Raw genomic sequence first — 19,409 nt, 5'->3', positions numbered from 1 at the left:
TCCTTAGCGCGCCCTCATGTTTGTTGAAAGGCTCTGAAAGGGACGATCAACATCGCCAGGTTGTGGGTGGAGTATGCGCCGGAGCTCGGCTCGGGAGAGACCGCCCACGTTCGGCTGGCTCCTCTGAGCCCCGAGCAGTGGAGGCACCGGAGTGCGCGGGCAAGGGAGCCCATCGAGCGTCCCGAACGACCAGAGCGTTCGAGCAGAGCCTGCGGGTGGTTGGGGTCCTGGTCCAGGAGGAGTCGGCCCAGGGAGGTGATCATCGTGCATGCGCGGCTGACGCAGTACTTGGCGGCGCGGTCGGCGGTGAAGTCCCGCAGCCAGTCCGGAGGTTCACCGAGTTCGGCGATCAGGCTCTCGGCCCGGACGAAGGGCCGGTCTGGCTGACGCTGCCAGCAGGCTGAGCACACCCCAGCCCGGCATGCCGTCGCACGCGGCCGCATTCGCGGCAGGGCCGGGCGGCTGCATGATCTGGCGCGCACGCGAGCCACAGGTGCCAGCGGTCCGCGACCTGGACTGCCTGCGGTGCACCGGCGGTGGCGCCCTCGGCGAAGAACGGTGCGCGGTCGCGGCAGACGACCTCGACGCCCGGCCGCTCGGCCGGCCAGGCCGCCAGGCTCGACGCCTCCCGGTCGGGCATCAGGTCCACCGGCCGGCGGGTCTCAGCGTCGACCAACACCGTCCCTTAAGCGCGGCCCTTGCGCGTCGCGTACTCGTCGACGCCGACCACCCGCGGGGCCGGCGGCTGCGGATCGGCAAGCTGTTCGACCAGCCGCAGCACCGTGCTCCGGCTCACCGAGACCCCGAACACGGCGGCCAGCCGGGCGCCGGCCCGCCCGGCCAGCGCCAGGCCGACCGAGGCAGGCGTGGCCCGCAACTGCTCAGTCCACCGGCCGTGGCGCCGCGTCAGCCCTTCGATCTGCTCGACGAAGGTCCGCCGCCCGCACGACAGGTCGCCGCACACAAAGCGCCGCACCCGCGAGCTCAGCCGGACCCGTCTCCCCCCAACCAGACCGTCGACGGGAAACCGCAGGTAGGAGCCGTGCACCCGAGTGGACCAACCCCCGCACCCCGGACAACTGTGCCTCACCGCCGCAGACTTGACCCGCACGTTCACCGACTCGATGTCCACGTCGGCCGACAGCACCGTGACACCCGCGACCGACGGAAACAGCAGCCCCTCCAACCGGAGCGCCAGATCATCCACGGTCCCGCACTGTCAGCCACCACGCCCCGGCCACTGGTGAAATCCGGGCAACTTCCCGACGCCTGCCGCACCGGCACGTCGTCACTCACCGTGCGCAGACCATGGAAGTTGAGCCAGGACCCCCGGAAGTGAACAAAGCCACGCGGATGTCGGTCTGGACGACATCGACTGGTCAGGCTAGCTGATATATGTGATCAGCAAGGGCACCCGCATCCGGCAGCTTGTGTCCGCCTCCCCGAACTCCTTCCGCCACCTGGGCAGTTACCTGGCTACCGACGGGTTGCCCGACCCGGGCCAACCGGTATGGCGCACCCGCCGCGACGATCCGCGCCCGTTGGCATATCGGGCGACACGCCGCATTCCCCAGCGGGCCAACGACGAACTCGGCACGGACTGGACCTTGCACGACGCTCGCCATACGGCGGCGGCCAGGATGGCGGGAGACGAGCCGCTCACCCTCGCCGAGGTACATGCGATCTTGCGGCACGCTCACCTCGACACCACGGCCGCTGCCTGACGGCCCGTGTGAAGAACCTGCACGACAAGCTCCAGGAGCGCGCGCTACACCAAGCCTCGGCCCCAGCGCACCTTCGCCGCCCGGTACGACCCGGAGGACATCAGGGCGGTGTTCGATGTCTGAACCCGGCACCCTGACCCAGCCGACGAGCAAGAAGGGCGTCAGTCGTGTCGTCAGCGCGAACGCCGCCCCCGCTCCTGCCCCCGGCGGTCCGCCCGCGTCCCCAAGCCGATCTGACACGCGCCTCCGTCGAGGAGATCGCGCAGGCGGTGCGCACGACGTGGCCGACGAAGTCGGCCGACAACCGCTGGAACCGGAGCCGCGGCGCCCCGGACCTCCTGCAGCACCTGAGCCAGTTCCTGGGCGAGACCTGGCAGGAGCGGTGGTAGGCCAGCGGGTTCCACCAGGGCGGCAACCCTGTGTCCGTCCTGCGATCGGCGCCCAGGGACAGGAGCCGGATAGGTACCGGGGTTGCCTGCCTGCTGTGTCTGCGGATCGCCCAGCCACCCTCGCTGGAAGCATTCCGCTCGAACACCTTCCTCTACTACGGGCAGCGCTTCCTCGCCGCCCAGAACGACCCACTACTAGAGAAGTTCTGGGCCGAGGTCCAGGCCACGCCGGTGAACCCGATCCACCACGGGACCGCGCCGTTCGACATCGCAGCCGCCCTGACCACGCAGGGCATCGGGCTGGCCGACCTGACCCCGAGGCGTTCCTGCACTACGCGTGGGAGTGCCGCCGTCAAGGACTGATCCTTGAGGCGCGCGGAGTCGGCAGCCGCTTCCCCGGCCACCTGGCCTGGCAAGTGCAGCGGCGGAGCCCGACCAGTGGGCGATCTGGGTCGCACCGGTCGACCTCGGCATACCCGGTGTCGCGCCGCGATCAGCGGCCGGGCGAGCATGAGGGGATGTATTGCCTGCAAGCGGTTATCGCCGCCGAATCCGTGCTCCGCGAGTTGGCCGGCTCCGCCACAGAGGCGTGCATCGTTCCTCTCGGCCAGCACCTCTGGCTCTTGCCGATGACCGACGAGCTGTTCGATGCCGTCACGATTGCCGGAGTATCCGTACTCAACGGGTTCTGGAAGGCACCGGCGGGCTTTGATCACCTGCTGACCGCGTGTTCGGAGACAGGACCGGTGGCTTATGTCGAGGCCGATTACTTCGGCGGGACGGGGACCCAGGCCGCCCAGGTCTGGGATGCGGGCAAGGTGGCCCTTGGCCCATTGCGTCTGGCCGAAGGGGATCCGTCGCCGACGACCGGCACGCCGATCTCTCAGGCACTGCGGCGACTCGGGGCCGCCAGGGGCAATCACGTCGACGAGTTCTCCGCAGTCGGACTCGGCCGCCACCGCGACACAGACGACTGGCTCTCGCCCATGAACCGGTCAAGGCCCGACGCGGGCTCACCAATTGACTGGTGCGGGGAAGGAGAGCAGCTACTACGGGCCCACCAGCAGCGCGGCCAAGTCGCCTCGGCTGATCGACTGGTGCAGATCACTGACCTGGCCGTCACCGACTTCGACGACACGCCACACCCCGTCCGAGCGAAGGGCCACGTCGGTTGTGACGAACCGGCATCCCAGGCGCCGCACCGCAGACCCGATGTGATCAAGGTCGGGCACCAGCCCGCGCCCGAACGGGCTGTCCGGATGGGGCGTCAGCAGCCTGGGTTCACCATCGAGCCACCACACGCGCACCTCAGACGCGACGGACTCAAGCCGCGAGAACTCCTCGAAGGCGCGGAGAACGATCCCACCAGCCAGGAACTCCTCCTGCAACTCCAGAAAGCGCCGCACGACCCGCGTCAGCTCCACGGCGTCGGCGAGATCAGGAATGAAGCACGCCTGCTCCCACTCATGCTTGCGCGATTTGACGTAGTCCTTCACGATTCCCGCCCCCGGCGGTAGGGGCTCGGCGAGAAGGGCCAGGTCGTCGGCGGTCAGCTCCTCACCGGGCTTCGTGGGACGCCACACGCTTGCGGGCGTGATATCGACGAATTTGGCATGCCAGCCCGGCAGTTCGTGAGCGGTGCGGTACTGCTCCGCTGTCACGAGCAGCTCGGTACCACGTCGACTCAGAGCCTCAGCGAACGCGGCGTATCGATCGCTGGGAATCATCCAGCCTCGATACCACGCACTTCCCAGTCCGGCCGGAACGTGTGCAACGGCCTGCTGCGCGTCGCCCCGCAACAGCGCGTCGTGGTCGATCAGCCCTACTTCCCCGCCACAGGCGCGGACCTCCCGAGCTTCCAGCGCGAAGTGTTCGTCTACGCGTCGAGGGTTCAATGAATCACGGCAGTACAGGACGGGTGTCGGCATGACTGCCACGCTACGGAACCCCCAGCTCTCGGGCCACGGGTTTCCCGCTGCGGCTTCGTCTGTCTCTGGGAACAGTACTTGTCGACAGGTTCGGAGGGCAGTTGTTGATCAACTGGTCCAAGGATGTCGAAGAGAAAGGGCGGCAGTTTTGTTGGCGGAGCGCACTTGTTCCGTAGCTGCGGTATTCCAGTGCCAAGGCACCAGGGAAGCCGCTTGCCATCACCTGTCCTCAGGGCAACCAGCTGTGACTGAGCGTGGTAGTTGGCCGCGCGAGCAGTGGCCGGGCAAGTCCCCTTCCGGTACGTCTGGAGTCCGTCGCTAGGCTCGGGCCCATGACCAGTGATTCGGGGTTCACTTGCACGTGCTGCGAGGCCCACCACCCTGAGCTGCCGATGAACTACACGGCCGAGGCCCCCGCCGGGTGGGATCCAGCTTTCGCCGACGCCGACGACTGCTTGCTCTCCATGGACCAGTGCGTGGTCCGCGGGCAGCACTACTTCGTCAAGGGCCTGATCGAGATACCGGTCATCGACAGTGACGAGGTGTTCTCCTGGGGCGTCTGGGTCTCGCTCAGCCGAGAGAGCTTCTCCCGGGCCTCAGATCTGTGGGACAGGCCCGGCCGCGAGGCCGAGAAGGCGTACTTCGGCTGGCTCACCACCGATCTCCCGGTGTATCCGGCGACGACGCTCAACCTGAAGACGCGCGTTCATACCCGTCCGGTCGGCGAGCGCCCCTTCGTCGAGCTGGAGCCCACCGACCACCCCCTCGCCATCGAGCAGCGCACAGGGATCAGCCTGGAGCGCGTGCGGGACATTGCGTCAACCGTGCTCCACGCCGGTGACGGCGAGCAGCGGTAATGGCTGACCAGTTCGTATCTCCCGCCCCGGTCGCGCCTGCCAGCCTGAGCCGCAGGGCCCAGCGGTTCATCGAGACGGAGGGCATCCGCGTTCGCCGTCAGGACATCCGGCAACACCGCGACGCGTGGATCGAGCACGAGATCCCCGCTGCGGAGATCGAACGGGCCACTGCCTTCCAGGATCGCTGGGGCGGCCTCGTCCTGCCACCGGCCCCGTTCTACGAGGGCGGTCCGCGTGTCCTGGACGCCGACTGCCCTGAGGAGATGCCCGCAGAAGGCTGGTCGTTCCCGGCAGGGGACTGCCGGGTGTCCATGGCCTACAGTTTCGTGATCGGCCCCGACGGTGCGTTTGGTATCGACGCCTACCGCTGGACGCCCTTGCATGCCAGCACGGACGGATGGGTGGAATCCCTGGCGCTCGCCGCTCATGCCCGCCGCTGGGCCACCACCGTCACAAGAGTCACGCGCAAGGCCGTCGATGCACTGGATCTCGTCGAATTCGAGCCAGTGCCCGAAGTACAGGGTGTGACCGACTCTTGGTGGCGGGGCAAGGACTCCCTCATCGCCGTGTACCGGGGTGAGGCCGTGGGCCTTGACGCCCCGCAATGCCTCGAAGCGCACATCTACGGGGGCCTCGACGAGTGGGGCCTCTACGGCGGCTGACCTTGGGCCTTGGACCTGAGCACTTACTTCGGCACAAGTGCCAACTGCCGTACTCACTCACATCAGGGCAAGGGAGGGGCTGGCTCTGTTTCGCGGCGACAAGGCAAGGTCGATCGTGTGATACGGAATCCTCACGATGATGCCGAGTTGCTGGCCCTGGTTCGCCGCTATGTCACGCCCGAGCGGCGCTACCTGAAGCTCGGCGGCGGCTTGCTGCGCATGGAGAATCCGGGATATGGCCAATTCATGCGAAATCTCCGTGAGGATGCGGGAGTCATCACCGCAGATGAGATCGCCAATCTTCTTGAGGGCGGCTGGCGAGAGCGGAGGACTGCGGCTTGGCTCGTAGCTGTCTCACGCCGGACCGAGTTCCGGGAGCGCCTCGGATCACTCCTGCTGGCTAGCGAGGTCTGCTGCGCTGGGCTGGCCTATTGCGTGGCCCTGGCCAGTTTCGGAACGGCGCGCGACGCTGATCTACTCGCTGCCTACCTTGATCGCTACCTCCGCCGCCCTGAGCTCGGATACGACCAGGCCGTCGTCATGGGCGCTCTCCAGTTCATCGACCTGAACCTTGGAGGTGGTCACGCCGACCGCTTCCGGCAACCGGGGGGTCTGTGGCAGCAGTGGCTCCAGGATGCACCTCACATGAAGGGCGACTCGGACCCCACCCCCTTCTTCTTGAGCCTCATTCGTCGGCTTTGCGCGTTCGTCGACGAATGTGCCGAGGCGCTATGACCAGTGGTGGTCTTCCTTGACCATGGCCGCCACCCGGGGAGTGGTCAGATCTGTGTGCGGGACGCGATGTAGTCGAGCCAGTCGCGTCTGGCGTATCCGGTCCAGCGGGTGGCGTTGCTGGTGCTGTTGAAGTCGCCGAGGACGGACGCCGGCAGGGCGGTGGCCAGTGCGAGACGAGCGTTGTTGCGGCCTGCGCGAGGTGCGATGCTGTGTCGGCGGAGCTTCAAATTGAGGTAGGTGGCGCCGAGAGGGCGGGCGGGCTCCTGGCCGGGGAACAGCCACGGTGTTGTGCTGGCTGTCTGATCGAGCTGCCAGCGCGCCTGGCACTGGTCGCGTTGCGCACGGACCAGTCGGGCGACTTCGGGCGGCAGCGGAAGACGATGGCCTGCGAGGTTGAGTGCCACCATCTCGTTGTCGTTTATGACGTCGCGCACGGTGAGTTCGAGCAGTTAGGTGTGCTGCAGCCCGAAGAGGAGCGTCAGGGCACCAGCCGTACGAACATCGAGAGGCAGAGAATCGTCGCCGAGACACCGGTGCAGCTGCTCGGCCTGCTCCTCGTCCGTCATGAAGACGCTGGGGGCGGCGATGCGTGCCCGGGGAACTTCGAGCTCGCCGACAAGGCCCCGACCTCGCGCCCAGGCCCTTCTGCGCCGGCTGGTGTACGCACGTCGGATCGAGTCCGTGCCCGTGGTGAAGCAGGTGTGCGCGGACATCGAGAATCTGACCGGTGTGGACGAGGAGCTCCAGGACCAGCTCAAGGCTGCCTTCCGCCACGCGAGGATCTGGCTGGTCGAGCAGAACAAGGAACGCCGCAAGCTGTTCGACACCCTGAACAGGGCAGTTACTAAGCAGGAGCATGGGCGGTGCGCAGGCTCCTGCTGCGCGTCAACGCGACGACATCTGAGGACCGTACGGACACCGAATTTGTCGTCTACCGGCGGGCGGTCACGTACTTCGAGAGCCTGGACGACCTCACGCGGGATGCGGTCGAAGCGGAAGCTGACACGGAGGAGGAAGTACAGAGGGCTGCGGCTCGGGTACGCAGCTCCCTCCAGCGCCTTCGCGAGTACGACACGTACACGCCAGACCTGTGCCCTCAGGTCGAGGAGCTTCTGCGGTCGGCGGCCTCGGCCGGGGAACTGCTGACCCGTGGTGAAGCCCGGCGCGTGGAGGTCTGGAAGAAACGGGCGGCACGAGGACCGCGGGAGCAGCTGCGAGTAGCGCGGCGGTACTGGATCCGCCGGAGCTGTCCGCGCTGCAATGCGCAGCAGGGCAAGGACTGTGTTCTGGTCGAGGGCCCAGCAGCGGGAAACCGCGCAAGGACGGCCACGACGAGCGGCTGCAGTTGCAGCTGGACGAGCGGAAAATGGCCCGGCAACAGATGAAGGCTCCGCAAGAGGTCGAGGCTCCTGCCGAGCCGGTACAGCCGGCTCCGAAGGGGCACGAGCGTGAAGCCGGATTCACACGTCCCATCCAGGAGCGGAGGCCGAAGGGCACCCGGGAGGGCTGTGCCAAGAAGGCAGGCAAGAAGACGGCAGTCCGGTTGCACCACCAGGTGCCGCGCAGCGACTGGTACCGAATGACGTGCCTGCGATGCCACGCCGGACCGGGCAAGCTGTGCGACAACGACGATCGCGTCGGCCCCAGCGAGAAACGACAGCTTCCCCACGACGAACGCCTGCGCCGCGTCCTGCAGGGCGACGATCGCATTGGCCCCGGCGAGCAGCAGAAAGCGGGGCTCGCAACGAACGCCAGCAGCAGGCCGTCGACGTCGTATCCCCGCTGCCTACCCGGGCCGAACCCCGGCCTCCCCGGCCACGCAGGAGAGAGCAAGAACGGCAGGAGACCGCGGGCTCGGCGGCGCGGACCTGGCACGCGAAGAAACGTTCCGACTGCCCCCCTCAACACCGCCCCGCCAGCGCCGCCTCCTCGCGGCCGCCCGACCGGCCACGACCACCCCGGGCCGCCGCCTGAGTAAACTCCTGGCCGTCTTCAGTTCGAGTCTGACCACCCCCACGCCGATCAAAGGCCGGGACGCACAGCCACCGCCGGGTCGCCCCCGGCCTGTCCTCGGAGCGCTCAACTCCACCCGACGCCTGCTCACCCCCATCCCCGCCGTGACGCACTGGCGGCCCTAACCGGGTGGCCGGCCCCGAGCGCACCGGCGAGGCCGAGCGATTACGGAGGCCGACGCCCCCACGTTCGTCGTAGGGAGGAGATTTTGGCCAGTGCCCTCTGCAGGTTGTCCTTCGCCTCCATCAGCTGGCCCCTACGGGAGTGTTTCGGGGGAAAAAGGTCGCAGCGCGCAGGCCATCCGGGGATGGCACTTGCTCGAAGAAGATGAAGGCGGCGGTGCCGGGGGCGGGAGAGCCGGGGTTGGAGGACGGGCGTATGGGTAACCTCCAAGTACTTACTTGGAGGTACTGGTGCATGACTCCCGGCAGTTGATGCGAGCGGTGTCCGACCCGTCGCGTTTGCGCTTGTTGAACCTGCTGAGCGCGCAGGAGATGTCGGCGGCAGAGGCGGCACGGGAGATGGGCGTGACGCAGGCGCTCGCGAGCTATCACCTGCGCAAATTGTTCGCCGTCGGGCTGGTGGAGGTGGTGCGCACGCACAACAACCGGGGCGCGACGGAGAAGGTCTACGGGCTGACGTCGATGGGGCGCGAACCGGTGAGTGTGGGGGAGGGCAGTCTGGTGATGCTGGTGGAGGCGGTCGCGGGGGAGTTGCGCCGCAGGGTAGGTGCGAGTGAGCGTGAGGCGCCGTCGTTGGTGTCGGACGCAGAGGTGTGGGCCCCCGTCGAGGTGGTGGAGAAGGTGCGGCGGGATCTCGCTGAGTCGATCAGTGAGCTGATCCGGTCCGGTCGTCCACCGGGCTCCCCGGGCGCTGTGCCGGTCAGCGTAACCGCGGTGCTGTTCCGGATGGATGCGTAGGCGCTCGGTGTCGGTACTGCGGCACCGGCCGTTCGCGATCCTATGGGCAGGACAGGCACTGAGTTCCGTCGGGGACTGCTGTTTCGCCGTGGCGATAGCCGGCCTGCTGCTCGAGCACGGTGCAGGTGCCGGAACGCTGGGAGCAGTGATGTCCATGCGCGCGGTGGGCAGCGCGGTGGCATCGCTGCTGGGCGGCTGGCTGGCAGACCGGCTCTCTCCGGTGGTCGCGATGCTGAAGCGGGGGTCTGGCCCCGCCTGCACGAGGTCCTGCTGGCGGAACTCCGCAAGTCCGGCCTGCTGGATATGCTGGATATGGATGATGCCGCGATCGATGGCTCACACGTCCGGGCACTCAAAGGGGGGGGCGCACACGGGACCGTCGCCGGTCGACCGTGCCCGCCTCGGCAGCAAGCACCACATCATTGTCGACCGGTACGGAATCCCACTAGCTGTCTCTGTGACCAGCGGAAACCGCCACGACGTCACCCAGCTCATGCCGCTGCTCGACTCGATTCCCCACATCCGTGGCCTGCGCGGCCGGACACGCCACCGGCCCCGGCGACTGTTCTCCGACCGCGGCTACGACTTCGACAAGTACCGGCGCCTCATCCGCGCTCCAGGAATCACCCCGAAGATCGGCCGCCGAGCACACCACACGGCTCGGGCCTGGGCAAAACCCGCTGGGTGGTGGAGCGGACCTTCGCCTGGCTCCACCAGTTCAAACGACTCCGCATCCGCTACGAGATGCACGGCGACCTCCACCTTGCACTCCTCCAACTCGCCTGCAGCATCATCTGCCTGAGACGACTCAGAACCTCATTCTGAAACGATCAGTTAGACGCCATTTCACTTGGTGAGTCGGCGGTGGTTGATGAGGCTGGTGGCGATGGCGGTGAAGGCCAGGAAGTGTTCGGGCTTGCGTTCGTAGCGCCGGTGGAGTCGGCGGCATCCGCCAAGCCAGGACATGGTGCGCTCCGCCACCCAGCGGTGCCGGCCCAGACGCTCAGAGTTCTCGATGCCGCGGCGGGCGATGCGAGGGATGATGTTCCGCTCGCGGAGCCATCGCCGTAGGTGGGGATAGTCGTAGCCCTTGTCGTCATCGAGTTTGGCGGGCCGACGACGCCGTGGTCCGCGAGGGCTACGCACCGGGGGGATTCCCAAGACCAGGGGTTGCAGGGCCAGACTGTCGTGGGTGTTGGCGGCCGAGATGGCGACAGAGACGGGCAAGCCGGCACGGTCGACGAGGAGGTGGATTTTCGATCCCCTTTTGCCGCGGTCGGTCGGATTCGGTCCGGTCAGCTGCCCCCTTTGAGGGCGCGGACACTGACGGAGTCAACGGCGAATCGTGACCAGTCCAATCCCCCCTGAGCTCCGAGTTCGTCGAGGATGACGCGGTGCAGCCGTGCCCAGACACGCTGCTGGCTCCACTGCGCGAAACGCCTGTAGACCGTGGGCCAGGCCGGTCCGAACACCGGCGGCAACTGCCGCCAGGCACACCCCGACGTGGCCATGAACACGATCGCCGTCAGGCATTCACGGTCACCGGCCCGCCGACGACCTCCACCCTGCGGACGCACCACCACCGACTCCGGCACCACCCGCCGAAACAACTCCCACAACTCATCCGAGACCAGAAGCTCAGCAAGACACGTCACACCAACCCAACGACATGCTCCACCAAAAGAAACGTCGTCTTAGCGGTCGTCAGGAAGGCCGGCCGCTTGGCACGCTTCAGGCATTTCAGTGATCGTTCGCATGTCCGTGTAGTAGTGGATGGCGTTGGGGCCCGGGAAGCCGAGCTCGGCAGGGTGTGGGCTATCAAGGCCGCCTGGAACAACTGCACGGCATCGACGACAGCATCATCCCCGTGCTCTGCCTCAACACCCCGCCCGACCCTGGCGCACCGGCCGACTGGTCCGCCGCCATAACTACCTTCCTGGGATGGGATCTCTACCGCACTGACGCCGAGGGCCGGCCCGTCCTGCGCATGAAGGACTTCACCGGACCCGCCCTGCACATGATGCGCAGCAGCCGTACCCGCCTGTGCCTGATCGACGGCATCGACCGGCTGCCCACCGAAGACCTGCAGCCCCCGTTCGACTTCTTCGACTACCTCGCCGACGAACTGTCCCTGACCATCTTCTGGAGCGGGATCGGCTCCAGCGACATCCTGCGCGAAGCCCGCACCGCCCGGATCCCGGCTACGCCGCACCGGTGAGGTCACCGTCTCGCTGCGGCCCCGCGCGGTCCCCACCCTGTGGGCCAACCGGCTCCCGCAGTGCAGCGGCGAACACCCCGACGAATGGGTCAGCGCAGTCGCCACGCTCTCAGCCAAAGTGCATCTCATCCACCACGAGCCCAAAGCTCTGCTGCAGTACCAGGAAGCGTTGTACCTCATCACCGACGGGCTCATGGAACACCTCGCTCCACTGGTCGCCATGGCCGCCCAGCTCGCGATCCTCGACCGCACCGAGGCCCTCACCGCCGACGTTCTGCGTGATGCTGCCGCCTACCTCAACCTGCCCGCCGGCGAGGACACCGCCGGTCTTTGGTGAACGCGCTCCGGACCCACGCTCCGGCCACGACCTGCAGCACCGGCAACATGAGAGTGCCGCGGCAGCCGACTACTCGTCAATGGTCAACGGCACCCGCACACAGGAGGCCCGGCCAGCCCAGATCGCGCCGTCCACACACGTCGGATCGGTCATCGGCCCGGTAATGATCGCAACGTCTCCCGTCGCAGCGACAGCCCTCCTCCACGCTGACGTCGTCGGCATGGTCCCGTCGTAGAAGCAGAGTCCGTCGGGGAAGGAAACGAGCAGCATGTCGCCAGGCAGGCGCAGCTGGGCGCTCCACCCCGCCGTGCGCTCAGGGGCGAACAACGTCGCCGTCGACAGGGGTACCCCTCCCGCTTCGCGCACGAGGAACTCCACAGCGTCCTGCACCTCCACGACGCCGTCTGCTGGCTCCATCTTCATGGTCAGGGGCTGCAACATGAAGATCACAGCCTGCTCGGCGTTAGTGCCCGCTCTGTGCCCTCAGTTGCATCTCCCCGGGGGGCGATGTTGAGCGGTTCCTGGCCCCCTTGATCCTCCGCGCTCAGCCACCAGGGCGACCGCCGTGTCAGCCGCCTCCCTCCGTTCCGGCACGGTGCAGTCCGCGCTCGTGATGCCCGCCTGCACACCCTGCGCCCCGCCGGCCCACCGCTGGGCAAGTCTGCGGAAAGCAACCGAGGTTTGAAAAACAGCCCCGTCCGGCTCGTCGCCCGCCAACAGCTCCCCCGGGAACCTCCCGTGCACCTCCGAAACGATCAGACAGGACCACTCCACCAACTTGCTGACCGCCTGAGCATCCGAAGCCGCGCGATCCAGCAGAACCGATCGGCACTCCTGGCAGCCATCCAGCGCCGCATCGTACAACTGGTCCATCACAGCCGCACGGGCTCCGGAGTCCGGCACATGGAACTCCGAAGGCGCCACGAACCGCCGACGACGATCTCCCGCATGATCATGCACATGATCGGCAGCGGTGACGAGCTTTTCCACAGACCCTCCGAAGCCTGGTCCTGTCAGCCAACCCATCGTCTCGCCGCTTCAACATCCACCACCCCAAAGCACAGAACCCATCACACATCGGCAGGTACTTCGATAAAGAGCGAGCGAGGGCGTCAGGGCTCACCCGCCCCCCACCACACGTCCTCACCATCTGGCCGCCGAGCCCCCGGCGCCCACACAACCCAGCAGTCACATCCGCACCTTGACGCAGCGTCATACAAACGAGGGTCGACGGAGGCCCGCCGTCGCCACTCAGCACCGCCGTCCGTTGCAGTTCGACTCTGCGGGAGCGCCCGGTGACTACCTGGATGACGAAGGTTTGCGCTGCGGGCCGTCAGGGCGGTGCGTGAATTTCGATCTTGCGGTTTCCGTGGTCCCCTCTTTCGTCATGCATGTGACCCGCAGTGTCAACGCCGGGGCATGTAGAGGTCGAGGGCCTTGTGCGGGACCTTGTTGAGCGGGTAGTCCCTTGCGCCGAGGTATTCGACGGCCCCGCCGCCGGTGCCGGCCTTGAACCGGAGCAGTCCCAGCAGGTGGTTGCTCTCCTCCAGGGTGTCGGTGCTGCCGCGGAAGGCGTAGCAGATCGGTGTGAGAAGAGGATTGGCGGGCGTCGATGCTGCGTATCGGGGAAGGAATGTCACTCGGCGGTGGAGCTGCCGGGGGTGACCAGGCCCGTCTCGTAGGCAAGGATGACGGCTTGGGCGCGGTCGCGAAGGGTGAGCTTGGCGAAGATCCGGGCGACGTGGGTCTTCACGGTGGCCTCGCTGAGGACGAGGGTGTCGGCGAGTTCGGAGTTCGACAGGCCCCGGCCCATGAGGACCAGCACCTCGCGTTCGCGGGGTGTTAGCGGAGCGAGGTCGCGGTGAAGCGGGGGCGTGCGGTCCACGGTCGCCGCAGTGGCGGGCCGGTGAGCCGCCCCGGCTCGGCCGGCCTCGTGGGTGGTCGCGTAGCGTTCGACCAGACGGCGGGTGATCGAGGGGGCGAGCAGCGCGTCGCCCGTGTTCACCAGCCGTACCGCCGCGGCGAGATGGGCGGCGGTGACGTCCTTGAGTAGGAATCCGCTCGCCCCGGCGGCGAGCGCCGCGTAGACGTAGCGGTCGAGGTCGAACGTGGTGAGCATGAGGACTCGACAGCGCGGGAGTAGCCGCAGGATCCGCTTGGCGGCTTCCAGGCCGTCCAGTTCGGGCATGCGGATGTCCATCAGGAGGACGTCCGGGCGTAGCCGTTCGGCTTCTGAGATGGCCTGTGCGCCGTCTGCGGCCTCGCCGATGACCTCGATGCCGCGCGAAGTGAGGATGAGGCGGAAGCCGGTTCGGATGAGCTCCTCGTCGTCGGCGATGAGGACTCGCGGGGCGACGGTTTCCTTGCTCGGGTACGGTCCTGGCTCCTGGGTGTTCGGGATCCGGTTCGGGGCGTGGGGGATGCGGCGGTCGGCGGCGGGCTGGGTCACGGGCGCTCCAGGGGGATGCGTGCGCGGACACGGTACCCGCCTGTCACGCGGCGTCGGGCGTCGAAGTGGCCCCCGTAGACGGCGACGCGCTCGCGCAGACCGATCAGGCCGTGTCCCGCTCCGTCGTTCCGGCGCTGGTGGCCACCGGATCGGATTCCCGTGCTCGCGGGGCCGGCCGACAGCACGCTCGGCCCGCTGTTGAGCACCTCGACCCGCAGACCGTGGTCCGCATAGCGCACCATCACGATCGCCGTGCCGCCGTCGCCGTACTTGAGGGCGTTGGTCAGCGCCTCCTGCACAATCCGGTAGGCGGTGACGTCGATGCCGGGCGGCAACGGGCGCGGTTCCCCGGAGATGCGCACCTCGACCGGGAGGCCGGCGAAGGCGATCCGGTCGACCAGGGTGCCCAGTTGACTCAGGCTCGGCTGGGGTGCGAGTGCGGAGGGGTCGCCCGCGCTGTCGCGCTCGGTCCGGTCGTCGTCGCCGTTGGGAGACGGTGCCAACAGGCCGAGCAGGTACCGCAGTTCGGTCATCGCATCGCGTCCGGCACCCTCGACGGCCTGCAGCGCGGTGTCCGCCGCGTCCGGCAGGGCGGCGAGCACCTCGCGGGCGGCGGTCGCCTGTACGATCATCAGGCTGACCTTGTGGCTGACGATGTCGTGCAACTCCCGGGCGATACGGGCACGTTCGGCCGCCACCGCCGTGCTGGCGGCAGCCTCCCGCTCGCGCTCCAGCAGCCAGCGCCGGTCCTCCAGGACCTTGCGGTAGCGGCGGCGAGCGCGTGCCAGCAGCAGGGTGGCGCCTCCGGTCGCCGCCAGGCTCACGGTCGCCAGGGCGATGAGCAGCCAGCCCGTCTCCGATCTCCACACGTCGTCCATCGTGCCAGCCGCATCGAGGAGCGGGCGTCCCTCTCCGGGTCCACCTCGTACATCGCCGGGATGACGGCCGCCGCGGGATACCTCCGGGGGCTGACGCTCGGGGCCGCCCACGCCGCCTACCGTCCCTGTCATGACCACCGAAGACATCAGCGGCACGACTGCGGAGGCCGGTCCGGCCGCCGTGCACGAGCAGGACATAGTCCGGGTGAGCGGCCTGCGCAAGGAGTACGGCGACACCGTCGCCCTGAACGGGGTGTCGCTGGATATCGGCGCAGGAGAGGCGGTGGCGGTGATGGGGCCGTCCGGCTGCGGCAAGTCCACTCTGCTCAACATGATCGCCGGCCTTGACCGGCCGAGCGCCGGCCGGGTGCGGGTGCACGGCGAGGACCTCGGCGCGATGAACGAGACCGGGCTGGCGCTCTTCCGGCGCCGCCGGATCGGCATGATCTTCCAGTTCTTCAACCTCATCGACGACCTGCCCACGATCGACAACGTTGCCCTGGCCGCACAGCTCACCGGAACGCCCACCCGTCAGGCCCGGCGCCGGGCGCTGGAACTGCTGGACGAACTCGGCATCGCCGACCGCCAGAACGTCTACCCCGCCGCGCTCAGTGGCGGCGAACGCCAGCGCGCGGCGGTGGCCCGGTCGCTGATGAACCGGCCCGCGCTGCTGCTCGCGGACGAACCCACCGGCGCGCTGGACAGCCACGCGGGCGAGCAGGTGATGGACCTGCTCATCGACCTCAACGAACTCGGCCAGACCCTGCTGCTGGTGACGCACGACCAGACGCTGGCCACCCGCTGCGCCGGCCGCCTGGTGATGATGGCGGACGGCCGGATCACCAGCGAGCGGACCCTGGATCGGTCGGCATGAGCGCGGTGTGGCGGGCCTCCCGCGCGGCCGTGCGCCGCCGACGGCTCCAGACCTCCGTGATCGCGGCGGTGGTCCTCGTCTCCAGCACGGCCCTGGTGGTCGCCCTCGGCCTGCTCGACGTCGTGTCCGGTCCCTTCGACCGGATCTTCGGCCAGGCGCACGGCGCGCACGTCGTCGCCACGTTCGACGCGGCGAAGGTCTCCCGCGCGGAGCTGGGGCGGACTGCGGAACGCCCGGGTGTACGGGCTTGGGCCGGGCCGTTTTCGCAAGCCGTGATCGACATGCCGCAAAGCGCGGCGTCCCAGCTGCCCGGGATGGCGCCCGGCCCCCTGACACTGGTCGGGCGGGCGGACCCCGGTGGCGACGTCGACCGACTGGACCTGTTCGCCGGGCACTGGGCCACCGGCCCGGGCCAGATCGTGCTGGCGTTGCCGGACGCGCCCGGGATGGGCAACGGGCCGCACTCGCCGATCGGCAAACGGATCCAACTGCCCGGGCATCGACCCCTGACCGTGGTGGGCCTCGCCTCCAGCGTGAGCGGCACCGCGCAGGCATGGGTCTCCCCGCAGCAGATCACGTCCCTGCACCCCACGACATACCAGATGCTCTACCGGTTCGACCGGGCCGCGACAGCCCGTCAGATCAGTGAGGACACTTCGGCGGTGAGCGTCGATCTGCCGTCCGGATCGCTGGTCGCGCATCAGTCGTACCTGACCTTGAAGGCGCAGGTCGCGGCCAATCCCAACGCCTTCGTGCCGTTCCTCTTGGCCTTCGGGATCCTCGGCCTGCTGGTGGCCGTCCTGATCGTGGGCAACGTGGTCAGCGGCGCCGTCGTCTCCGGCTTCCGGCACATCGGTGTACTCAAGTCCCTGGGCTTCACGCCCCGACAGGTCGTCGCGGTCTACCTGGTGATGGTCTGCGTCCCCGCCACGGCGGGCGCGCTGGTCGGCACGGCCCTGGGCGGGGTGGTCGCGCCGCCGCTGCTGCACCAGGTCTTCCAGGGCGCAAAGCTCGGCACCGCGACCGTGCACCCGGCGGTCAGCTCCTGGGCGTACGCGACCGCCGCACTCGGCATGCCCCTGACGGTACTGCTGGCCGCGCTGATCCCGGCCCTGCGCGCACACCGGCTCTCCGCGGCACGCGCCATCAGCGCGGGCAGCGCACCGCACGGCGGACGGGGACCGGCGGTGCAGCGGTGGTTGAGCGGGGTGCGGCTGCCGCGCTCGGTGACTCTGGGCCTGGGCCTGCCCTTCGCCCGGCCCGGACGGGCGCTGCTCACCGTCGCCTCGGTCCTGCTCGGCGTGGCCACGGTGACCTTCGCCACCGGCCTGTCGGCCACCATGGTCTCCTACGGCCACGCGGAACAGGACTACGGCACGGCACAGTCGACCGTCTGGCGAGGACAGACCAGGTTCGACCAGACCGCCCCGCGCCACAACGACGCCGCAACGCAGAATCTCCTGCGCTCTCTGCCGGATGTCGCAGACGTGGCCGCAGTGGGCTTCATCAACGTACGGATCCTCGGCCGGAGCGAAGGAGTGGCGATCGAGGGCGTGCGCGGGGGACGGTCCACTCTCCCGGACAGCCTGGCGCGGGGCCGCTGGATGAGCAGACCCGGCGAAGTGGTGGCCTCCGGCAGATTCCTCGCCAAACAGGGGCTACGGCTCGGCGACTCCTTCACCCTGACCGCGGCGGACGGCCGCCAGGAGCGCGTGACCCTGGTCGGGGAGATCCTGGCCGGCCCGGAGGACTGGATGCGCGCGGACTGGTCGACGGTGACCGCCCTGACACCGGACGCGCAGGCCAACCAGTACTGGGTGCACCTCACCCGCGGTGCCGACTTCAACGCCTACACGAAGGCCGTACAAGCCGCCGACCCGGGGCTGTACCCGACAAAAAACACCATGCTGAACGCGGACGCCGTGACCGTCATCAGCTCCGCGTCCGCGCTGACCCTGATGCTGACGCTGGTCGCCGCGATGGGTGTGTTCAACACCGTCGTGCTCAACGCACGGGAGCGTCAGCGCGACCTCGGGATGCTCAAGTCCATCGGCATGACGCCACGACAGGTCACGGTGATGATGGTGGTGTCCATGGCCGGACTCGGGCTGGTCGGCGGGATTCTGGGACTGCCGTTCGGAGTCGCCTCGTATCACGTGGTGATCCCGATCACCGAGCACGCTGCCCAACTCACCTTCCCTGCTCGGATGCTGGACGTGTGGCACCCAGGGATGATGACGTTGCTGGTGCTGGCCGGGGTGGCGATTGCCGCACTGGGTGCGGTGCTGCCGGCTCGTGCGGCGGCCCGGCAGACCATCGCCCGCGTCCTGCACACCGAGTGACGGCCGGCGGTCGTCCCTGCTGCGGCGTCGACGCGTCAGACGAGACCTCCGTTGGCCCCAGCCTCATTGGGTCGGAGACCAAGACCGCGTCGGCGTGCGTTTGCCAGGACTGAACGCATGTATGGGATCGGGTCCCTCATGTCGGGGGATCCGACCCCGTTTTCGTCGTGGACAACGGACAATCCCAAACCCTGTCCATAAGTTCCTCATGCACACGGTGTCGCCGCGAACGAAGCAGAAGCAGGCCGCCCAGCAAGATCACAGATCATGCTCATCGCGAGTGCCGCGAACCCCGGCCTTCGTACTCATGCAGAGAGTCGTTCAACACGTGCGCCGGCGCGGCAGACGAGGTTCCGTTTCTTCGAGTGTTCGGCGCTTCTTCCTGACCTCTTCCTGCATGAGGCCGTCGGTGCGTGTGCTGTGCCAGATGGTGCCTTCCCACTTCACGTACTGGGGTTCGCGGTCGCGGGGGAGGCCGGCTTGAGGTGACCGGGGCAGAGGAGGGTGCGGCCTTGGTCCCGGCGACTGCGACTGAACCACATCGCGCTCTTTTCGTGACGGGTGAGCCGGTGCGCCGCGAGGCCGGGGAGGGCGCCGCGGACCCGGCCGGGTGTGCAGGTGGTCAGGGGCCTGCTGGGCGGGCGCCAGGAGTCGGCGAGGGCCCCGTGCGCGATGGCGTCGCCGCCGCGGTCGGGCGGGCTGTAGGGGTAGGTGACGCGGCCTGCGACCTCCCTGAAGAACCGGGCCTGCTCGGCCTTGGTGCCACCGGCCAGCCGTCGCCAGGAGGGCGAGGTGACCAATGGTGCGAGGGTGACGGCTTCGGGATAGACCGCGGCGAACATCCGCGAGGTGCTGTAGGTGATGTAGTCCTGCTTCTCCTGGTCGAACGGGATCAGGATGTCGAGGCGGTCGTCCCAGGTGTCCCAGGTGCCGAACACGGCGCTGGACGGGCGTCCGTCCACGGACCAGATGTGCGCGCAGAGCATGAGGGCGGTCAGTACCGCGTCGTAGGTGGCGGTCCACCGGTCAGCGCGGCGAGCCGTTCGGGAACGACGACGCGGCGGCCGGCCCCAGGATGGGCGG

At 68.3% G+C, this 19,409-nt stretch carries 22 protein-coding genes and 2 pseudogenes; 13 read left to right on the top strand and 11 right to left on the bottom strand.

Annotation, left to right across the window (positions count from 1 at the left end; all coding sequences use genetic code 11):
• Positions 1 to 349: 349 nt before the first annotated feature.
• Together ACGFW5_RS24680 and ACGFW5_RS24675 are read right to left on the bottom strand one after the other, a co-directional pair.
• Positions 350 to 679 carry a transposase gene (locus ACGFW5_RS24680; protein ID WP_393836463.1) on the bottom strand — a complete coding sequence of 110 codons (330 nt, stop codon included), beginning with the start codon at positions 677 to 679 and terminating at the stop codon, positions 350 to 352.
• Positions 680 to 685: 6 nt separating this feature from the next.
• Positions 686 to 1,207: a transposase family protein gene (locus ACGFW5_RS24675; RefSeq protein ID WP_393836462.1), complete on the bottom strand. Its 522-nt coding sequence runs from the start codon at positions 1,205 to 1,207 to the stop codon at positions 686 to 688.
• A gap of 190 nt (positions 1,208 to 1,397) precedes the next feature.
• Here ACGFW5_RS24675 and ACGFW5_RS24670 point away from each other — a divergent pair, with 190 nt between their 5' ends.
• From ACGFW5_RS24670 to ACGFW5_RS24660, 3 genes are all read left to right on the top strand, one after another.
• Positions 1,398 to 1,724: a hypothetical protein gene (locus ACGFW5_RS24670; RefSeq protein ID WP_393836461.1), complete on the top strand. Its 327-nt coding sequence runs from the start codon at positions 1,398 to 1,400 to the stop codon at positions 1,722 to 1,724.
• A 167-nt stretch (positions 1,725 to 1,891) separates the two neighbouring features.
• Entirely contained in the window at positions 1,892 to 2,113 is a 222-nt protein-coding gene (locus ACGFW5_RS24665; protein WP_393836460.1) for a hypothetical protein, read from the top strand.
• 30 nt (positions 2,114 to 2,143) lie between these two features.
• On the top strand, positions 2,144 to 2,476 hold the full coding sequence (locus tag ACGFW5_RS24660; protein WP_393836459.1) for a hypothetical protein: 333 nt from the start codon (positions 2,144 to 2,146) through the stop codon (positions 2,474 to 2,476).
• A gap of 686 nt (positions 2,477 to 3,162) precedes the next feature.
• Here the strand turns inward: ACGFW5_RS24660 and ACGFW5_RS24655 are convergent.
• Entirely contained in the window at positions 3,163 to 4,041 is an 879-nt protein-coding gene (locus ACGFW5_RS24655; RefSeq protein WP_393836458.1) for an ATP-grasp domain-containing protein, read from the bottom strand.
• A gap of 392 nt (positions 4,042 to 4,433) precedes the next feature.
• On the opposite strand from ACGFW5_RS24655, the gene ACGFW5_RS24650 reads away from it, so the two are divergent.
• From ACGFW5_RS24650 to ACGFW5_RS24640, 3 genes are all read left to right on the top strand, one after another.
• A complete protein-coding gene (locus ACGFW5_RS24650; RefSeq protein WP_393836532.1) occupies positions 4,434 to 4,898 on the top strand; it encodes a DUF2199 domain-containing protein in 465 nt (154 codons plus the stop codon).
• Positions 4,898 to 5,560, top strand: coding sequence for a hypothetical protein (locus tag ACGFW5_RS24645; RefSeq protein ID WP_393836457.1), 663 nt, complete (start codon positions 4,898 to 4,900; stop codon positions 5,558 to 5,560). The genes ACGFW5_RS24650 and ACGFW5_RS24645 overlap by 1 nt, the downstream gene beginning before the upstream one ends.
• A 117-nt stretch (positions 5,561 to 5,677) precedes the next feature.
• Entirely contained in the window at positions 5,678 to 6,295 is a 618-nt protein-coding gene (locus tag ACGFW5_RS24640) for a DUF6000 family protein (protein WP_393836531.1), read from the top strand.
• A 44-nt stretch (positions 6,296 to 6,339) separates the two neighbouring features.
• Here the strand turns inward: ACGFW5_RS24640 and ACGFW5_RS24635 are convergent, their stop codons facing one another.
• Positions 6,340 to 6,729, bottom strand: coding sequence for a hypothetical protein (locus ACGFW5_RS24635; RefSeq protein ID WP_393836456.1), 390 nt, complete (start codon positions 6,727 to 6,729; stop codon positions 6,340 to 6,342).
• Between the two features lie 15 nt (positions 6,730 to 6,744).
• Positions 6,745 to 7,008, bottom strand: coding sequence for a hypothetical protein (locus tag ACGFW5_RS24630; RefSeq protein WP_393836455.1), 264 nt, complete (start codon positions 7,006 to 7,008; stop codon positions 6,745 to 6,747).
• A 150-nt stretch (positions 7,009 to 7,158) separates the two neighbouring features.
• On the opposite strand from ACGFW5_RS24630, the gene ACGFW5_RS24625 reads away from it, so the two are divergent.
• The 3 genes and pseudogenes from ACGFW5_RS24625 to ACGFW5_RS24615 form a co-directional block, all read left to right on the top strand.
• A complete protein-coding gene (locus ACGFW5_RS24625; protein WP_393836454.1) occupies positions 7,159 to 7,680 on the top strand; it encodes a hypothetical protein in 522 nt (173 codons plus the stop codon).
• Positions 7,681 to 8,709: 1,029 nt separating this feature from the next.
• Entirely contained in the window at positions 8,710 to 9,228 is a 519-nt protein-coding gene (locus ACGFW5_RS24620; protein WP_393836453.1) for a helix-turn-helix domain-containing protein, read from the top strand.
• A 234-nt stretch (positions 9,229 to 9,462) separates the two neighbouring features.
• A pseudogene (locus ACGFW5_RS24615) lies at positions 9,463 to 10,053 on the top strand (IS5 family transposase); the annotation flags it as partial.
• 21 nt (positions 10,054 to 10,074) lie between these two features.
• On the opposite strand, the gene ACGFW5_RS24610 reads toward ACGFW5_RS24615, so the two are convergent.
• Positions 10,075 to 10,883 (bottom strand): IS5 family transposase gene (locus ACGFW5_RS24610; RefSeq protein ID WP_393836452.1). Its coding sequence is split into 2 segments (ribosomal slippage): positions 10,075 to 10,526 and positions 10,526 to 10,883, totalling 810 coding nucleotides; the frame shifts between segments, so codons are not numbered across the junction.
• Between the two features lie 155 nt (positions 10,884 to 11,038).
• On the opposite strand from ACGFW5_RS24610, the gene ACGFW5_RS24605 reads away from it, so the two are divergent.
• Entirely contained in the window at positions 11,039 to 11,446 is a 408-nt protein-coding gene (locus ACGFW5_RS24605) for a hypothetical protein (RefSeq protein WP_393836451.1), read from the top strand.
• Positions 11,447 to 11,564: 118 nt separating this feature from the next.
• Positions 11,565 to 11,783 carry a hypothetical protein gene (locus tag ACGFW5_RS24600; RefSeq protein WP_393836450.1) on the top strand — a complete coding sequence of 73 codons (219 nt, stop codon included), beginning with the start codon at positions 11,565 to 11,567 and terminating at the stop codon, positions 11,781 to 11,783.
• A 69-nt stretch (positions 11,784 to 11,852) separates the two neighbouring features.
• On the opposite strand, the gene ACGFW5_RS24595 is transcribed toward ACGFW5_RS24600, so the two are convergent.
• The 4 genes and pseudogenes from ACGFW5_RS24595 to ACGFW5_RS24580 form a co-directional block, all read right to left on the bottom strand.
• The gene (locus tag ACGFW5_RS24595; protein ID WP_393836449.1) at positions 11,853 to 12,233 is read right to left on the bottom strand and encodes a hypothetical protein; all 381 of its coding nucleotides are present in this window, start codon (positions 12,231 to 12,233) and stop codon (positions 11,853 to 11,855) included.
• A 956-nt stretch (positions 12,234 to 13,189) separates the two neighbouring features.
• Positions 13,190 to 13,360 (bottom strand): annotated as a pseudogene (locus ACGFW5_RS24590) (peptidoglycan bridge formation protein FemAB); the annotation flags it as partial.
• A gap of 59 nt (positions 13,361 to 13,419) precedes the next feature.
• Positions 13,420 to 14,184, bottom strand: coding sequence for a response regulator (locus ACGFW5_RS24585; RefSeq protein WP_393836530.1), 765 nt, complete (start codon positions 14,182 to 14,184; stop codon positions 13,420 to 13,422).
• Between the two features lie 44 nt (positions 14,185 to 14,228).
• Complete coding sequence (locus ACGFW5_RS24580; protein WP_393836448.1) at positions 14,229 to 15,110, bottom strand: sensor histidine kinase; 882 nt, start codon at positions 15,108 to 15,110, stop codon at positions 14,229 to 14,231.
• Positions 15,111 to 15,240: 130 nt separating this feature from the next.
• Between ACGFW5_RS24580 and ACGFW5_RS24575 the strand changes: the two genes are divergently transcribed.
• Both ACGFW5_RS24575 and ACGFW5_RS24570 read left to right on the top strand, forming a co-directional pair.
• Positions 15,241 to 15,984 carry an ABC transporter ATP-binding protein gene (locus tag ACGFW5_RS24575; protein WP_393836447.1) on the top strand — a complete coding sequence of 248 codons (744 nt, stop codon included), beginning with the start codon at positions 15,241 to 15,243 and terminating at the stop codon, positions 15,982 to 15,984.
• A complete protein-coding gene (locus ACGFW5_RS24570; protein WP_393836446.1) occupies positions 15,981 to 18,326 on the top strand; it encodes an ABC transporter permease in 2,346 nt (781 codons plus the stop codon). The genes ACGFW5_RS24575 and ACGFW5_RS24570 overlap by 4 nt, the downstream gene beginning before the upstream one ends.
• Before the next feature lie 443 nt (positions 18,327 to 18,769).
• Here ACGFW5_RS24570 and ACGFW5_RS24565 read toward each other — a convergent pair whose 3' ends face one another.
• Positions 18,770 to 19,288 (bottom strand): hypothetical protein, encoded by a 519-nt coding sequence (locus ACGFW5_RS24565; RefSeq protein ID WP_393836445.1) that lies wholly within the window; start codon positions 19,286 to 19,288, stop codon positions 18,770 to 18,772.
• Positions 19,289 to 19,409: the final 121 nt, after the last annotated feature.

This window comes from Streptomyces sp. NPDC048416 (genome assembly GCF_043200435.1).
Taxonomy (GTDB): domain Bacteria; phylum Actinomycetota; class Actinomycetes; order Streptomycetales; family Streptomycetaceae; genus Streptomyces.
The sequence above is the reverse complement of the archived record's forward strand: the minus strand, read 5'-3'. Positions and strand labels throughout refer to the sequence as shown.

Excerpts from the sequence above, each read along its gene's own strand:
- ACGFW5_RS24655 (WP_393836458.1), bottom strand. The coding sequence starts at position 4,041 with ATGCCGACACCCGTCCTGTACTGCCGTGATTCATTGAACCCTCGACGC.
- ACGFW5_RS24645 (WP_393836457.1), top strand. The coding sequence starts at position 4,898 with ATGGCTGACCAGTTCGTATCTCCCGCCCCGGTCGCGCCTGCCAGCCTG.
- ACGFW5_RS24650 (WP_393836532.1), top strand. The coding sequence starts at position 4,434 with ATGAACTACACGGCCGAGGCCCCCGCCGGGTGGGATCCAGCTTTCGCC.
- ACGFW5_RS24580 (WP_393836448.1), bottom strand. The coding sequence starts at position 15,110 with ATGGACGACGTGTGGAGATCGGAGACGGGCTGGCTGCTCATCGCCCTG.
- ACGFW5_RS24630 (WP_393836455.1), bottom strand. The coding sequence starts at position 7,008 with ATGTCCGCGCACACCTGCTTCACCACGGGCACGGACTCGATCCGACGT.
- ACGFW5_RS24570 (WP_393836446.1), top strand. The coding sequence starts at position 15,981 with ATGAGCGCGGTGTGGCGGGCCTCCCGCGCGGCCGTGCGCCGCCGACGG.
- ACGFW5_RS24575 (WP_393836447.1), top strand. The coding sequence starts at position 15,241 with ATGACCACCGAAGACATCAGCGGCACGACTGCGGAGGCCGGTCCGGCC.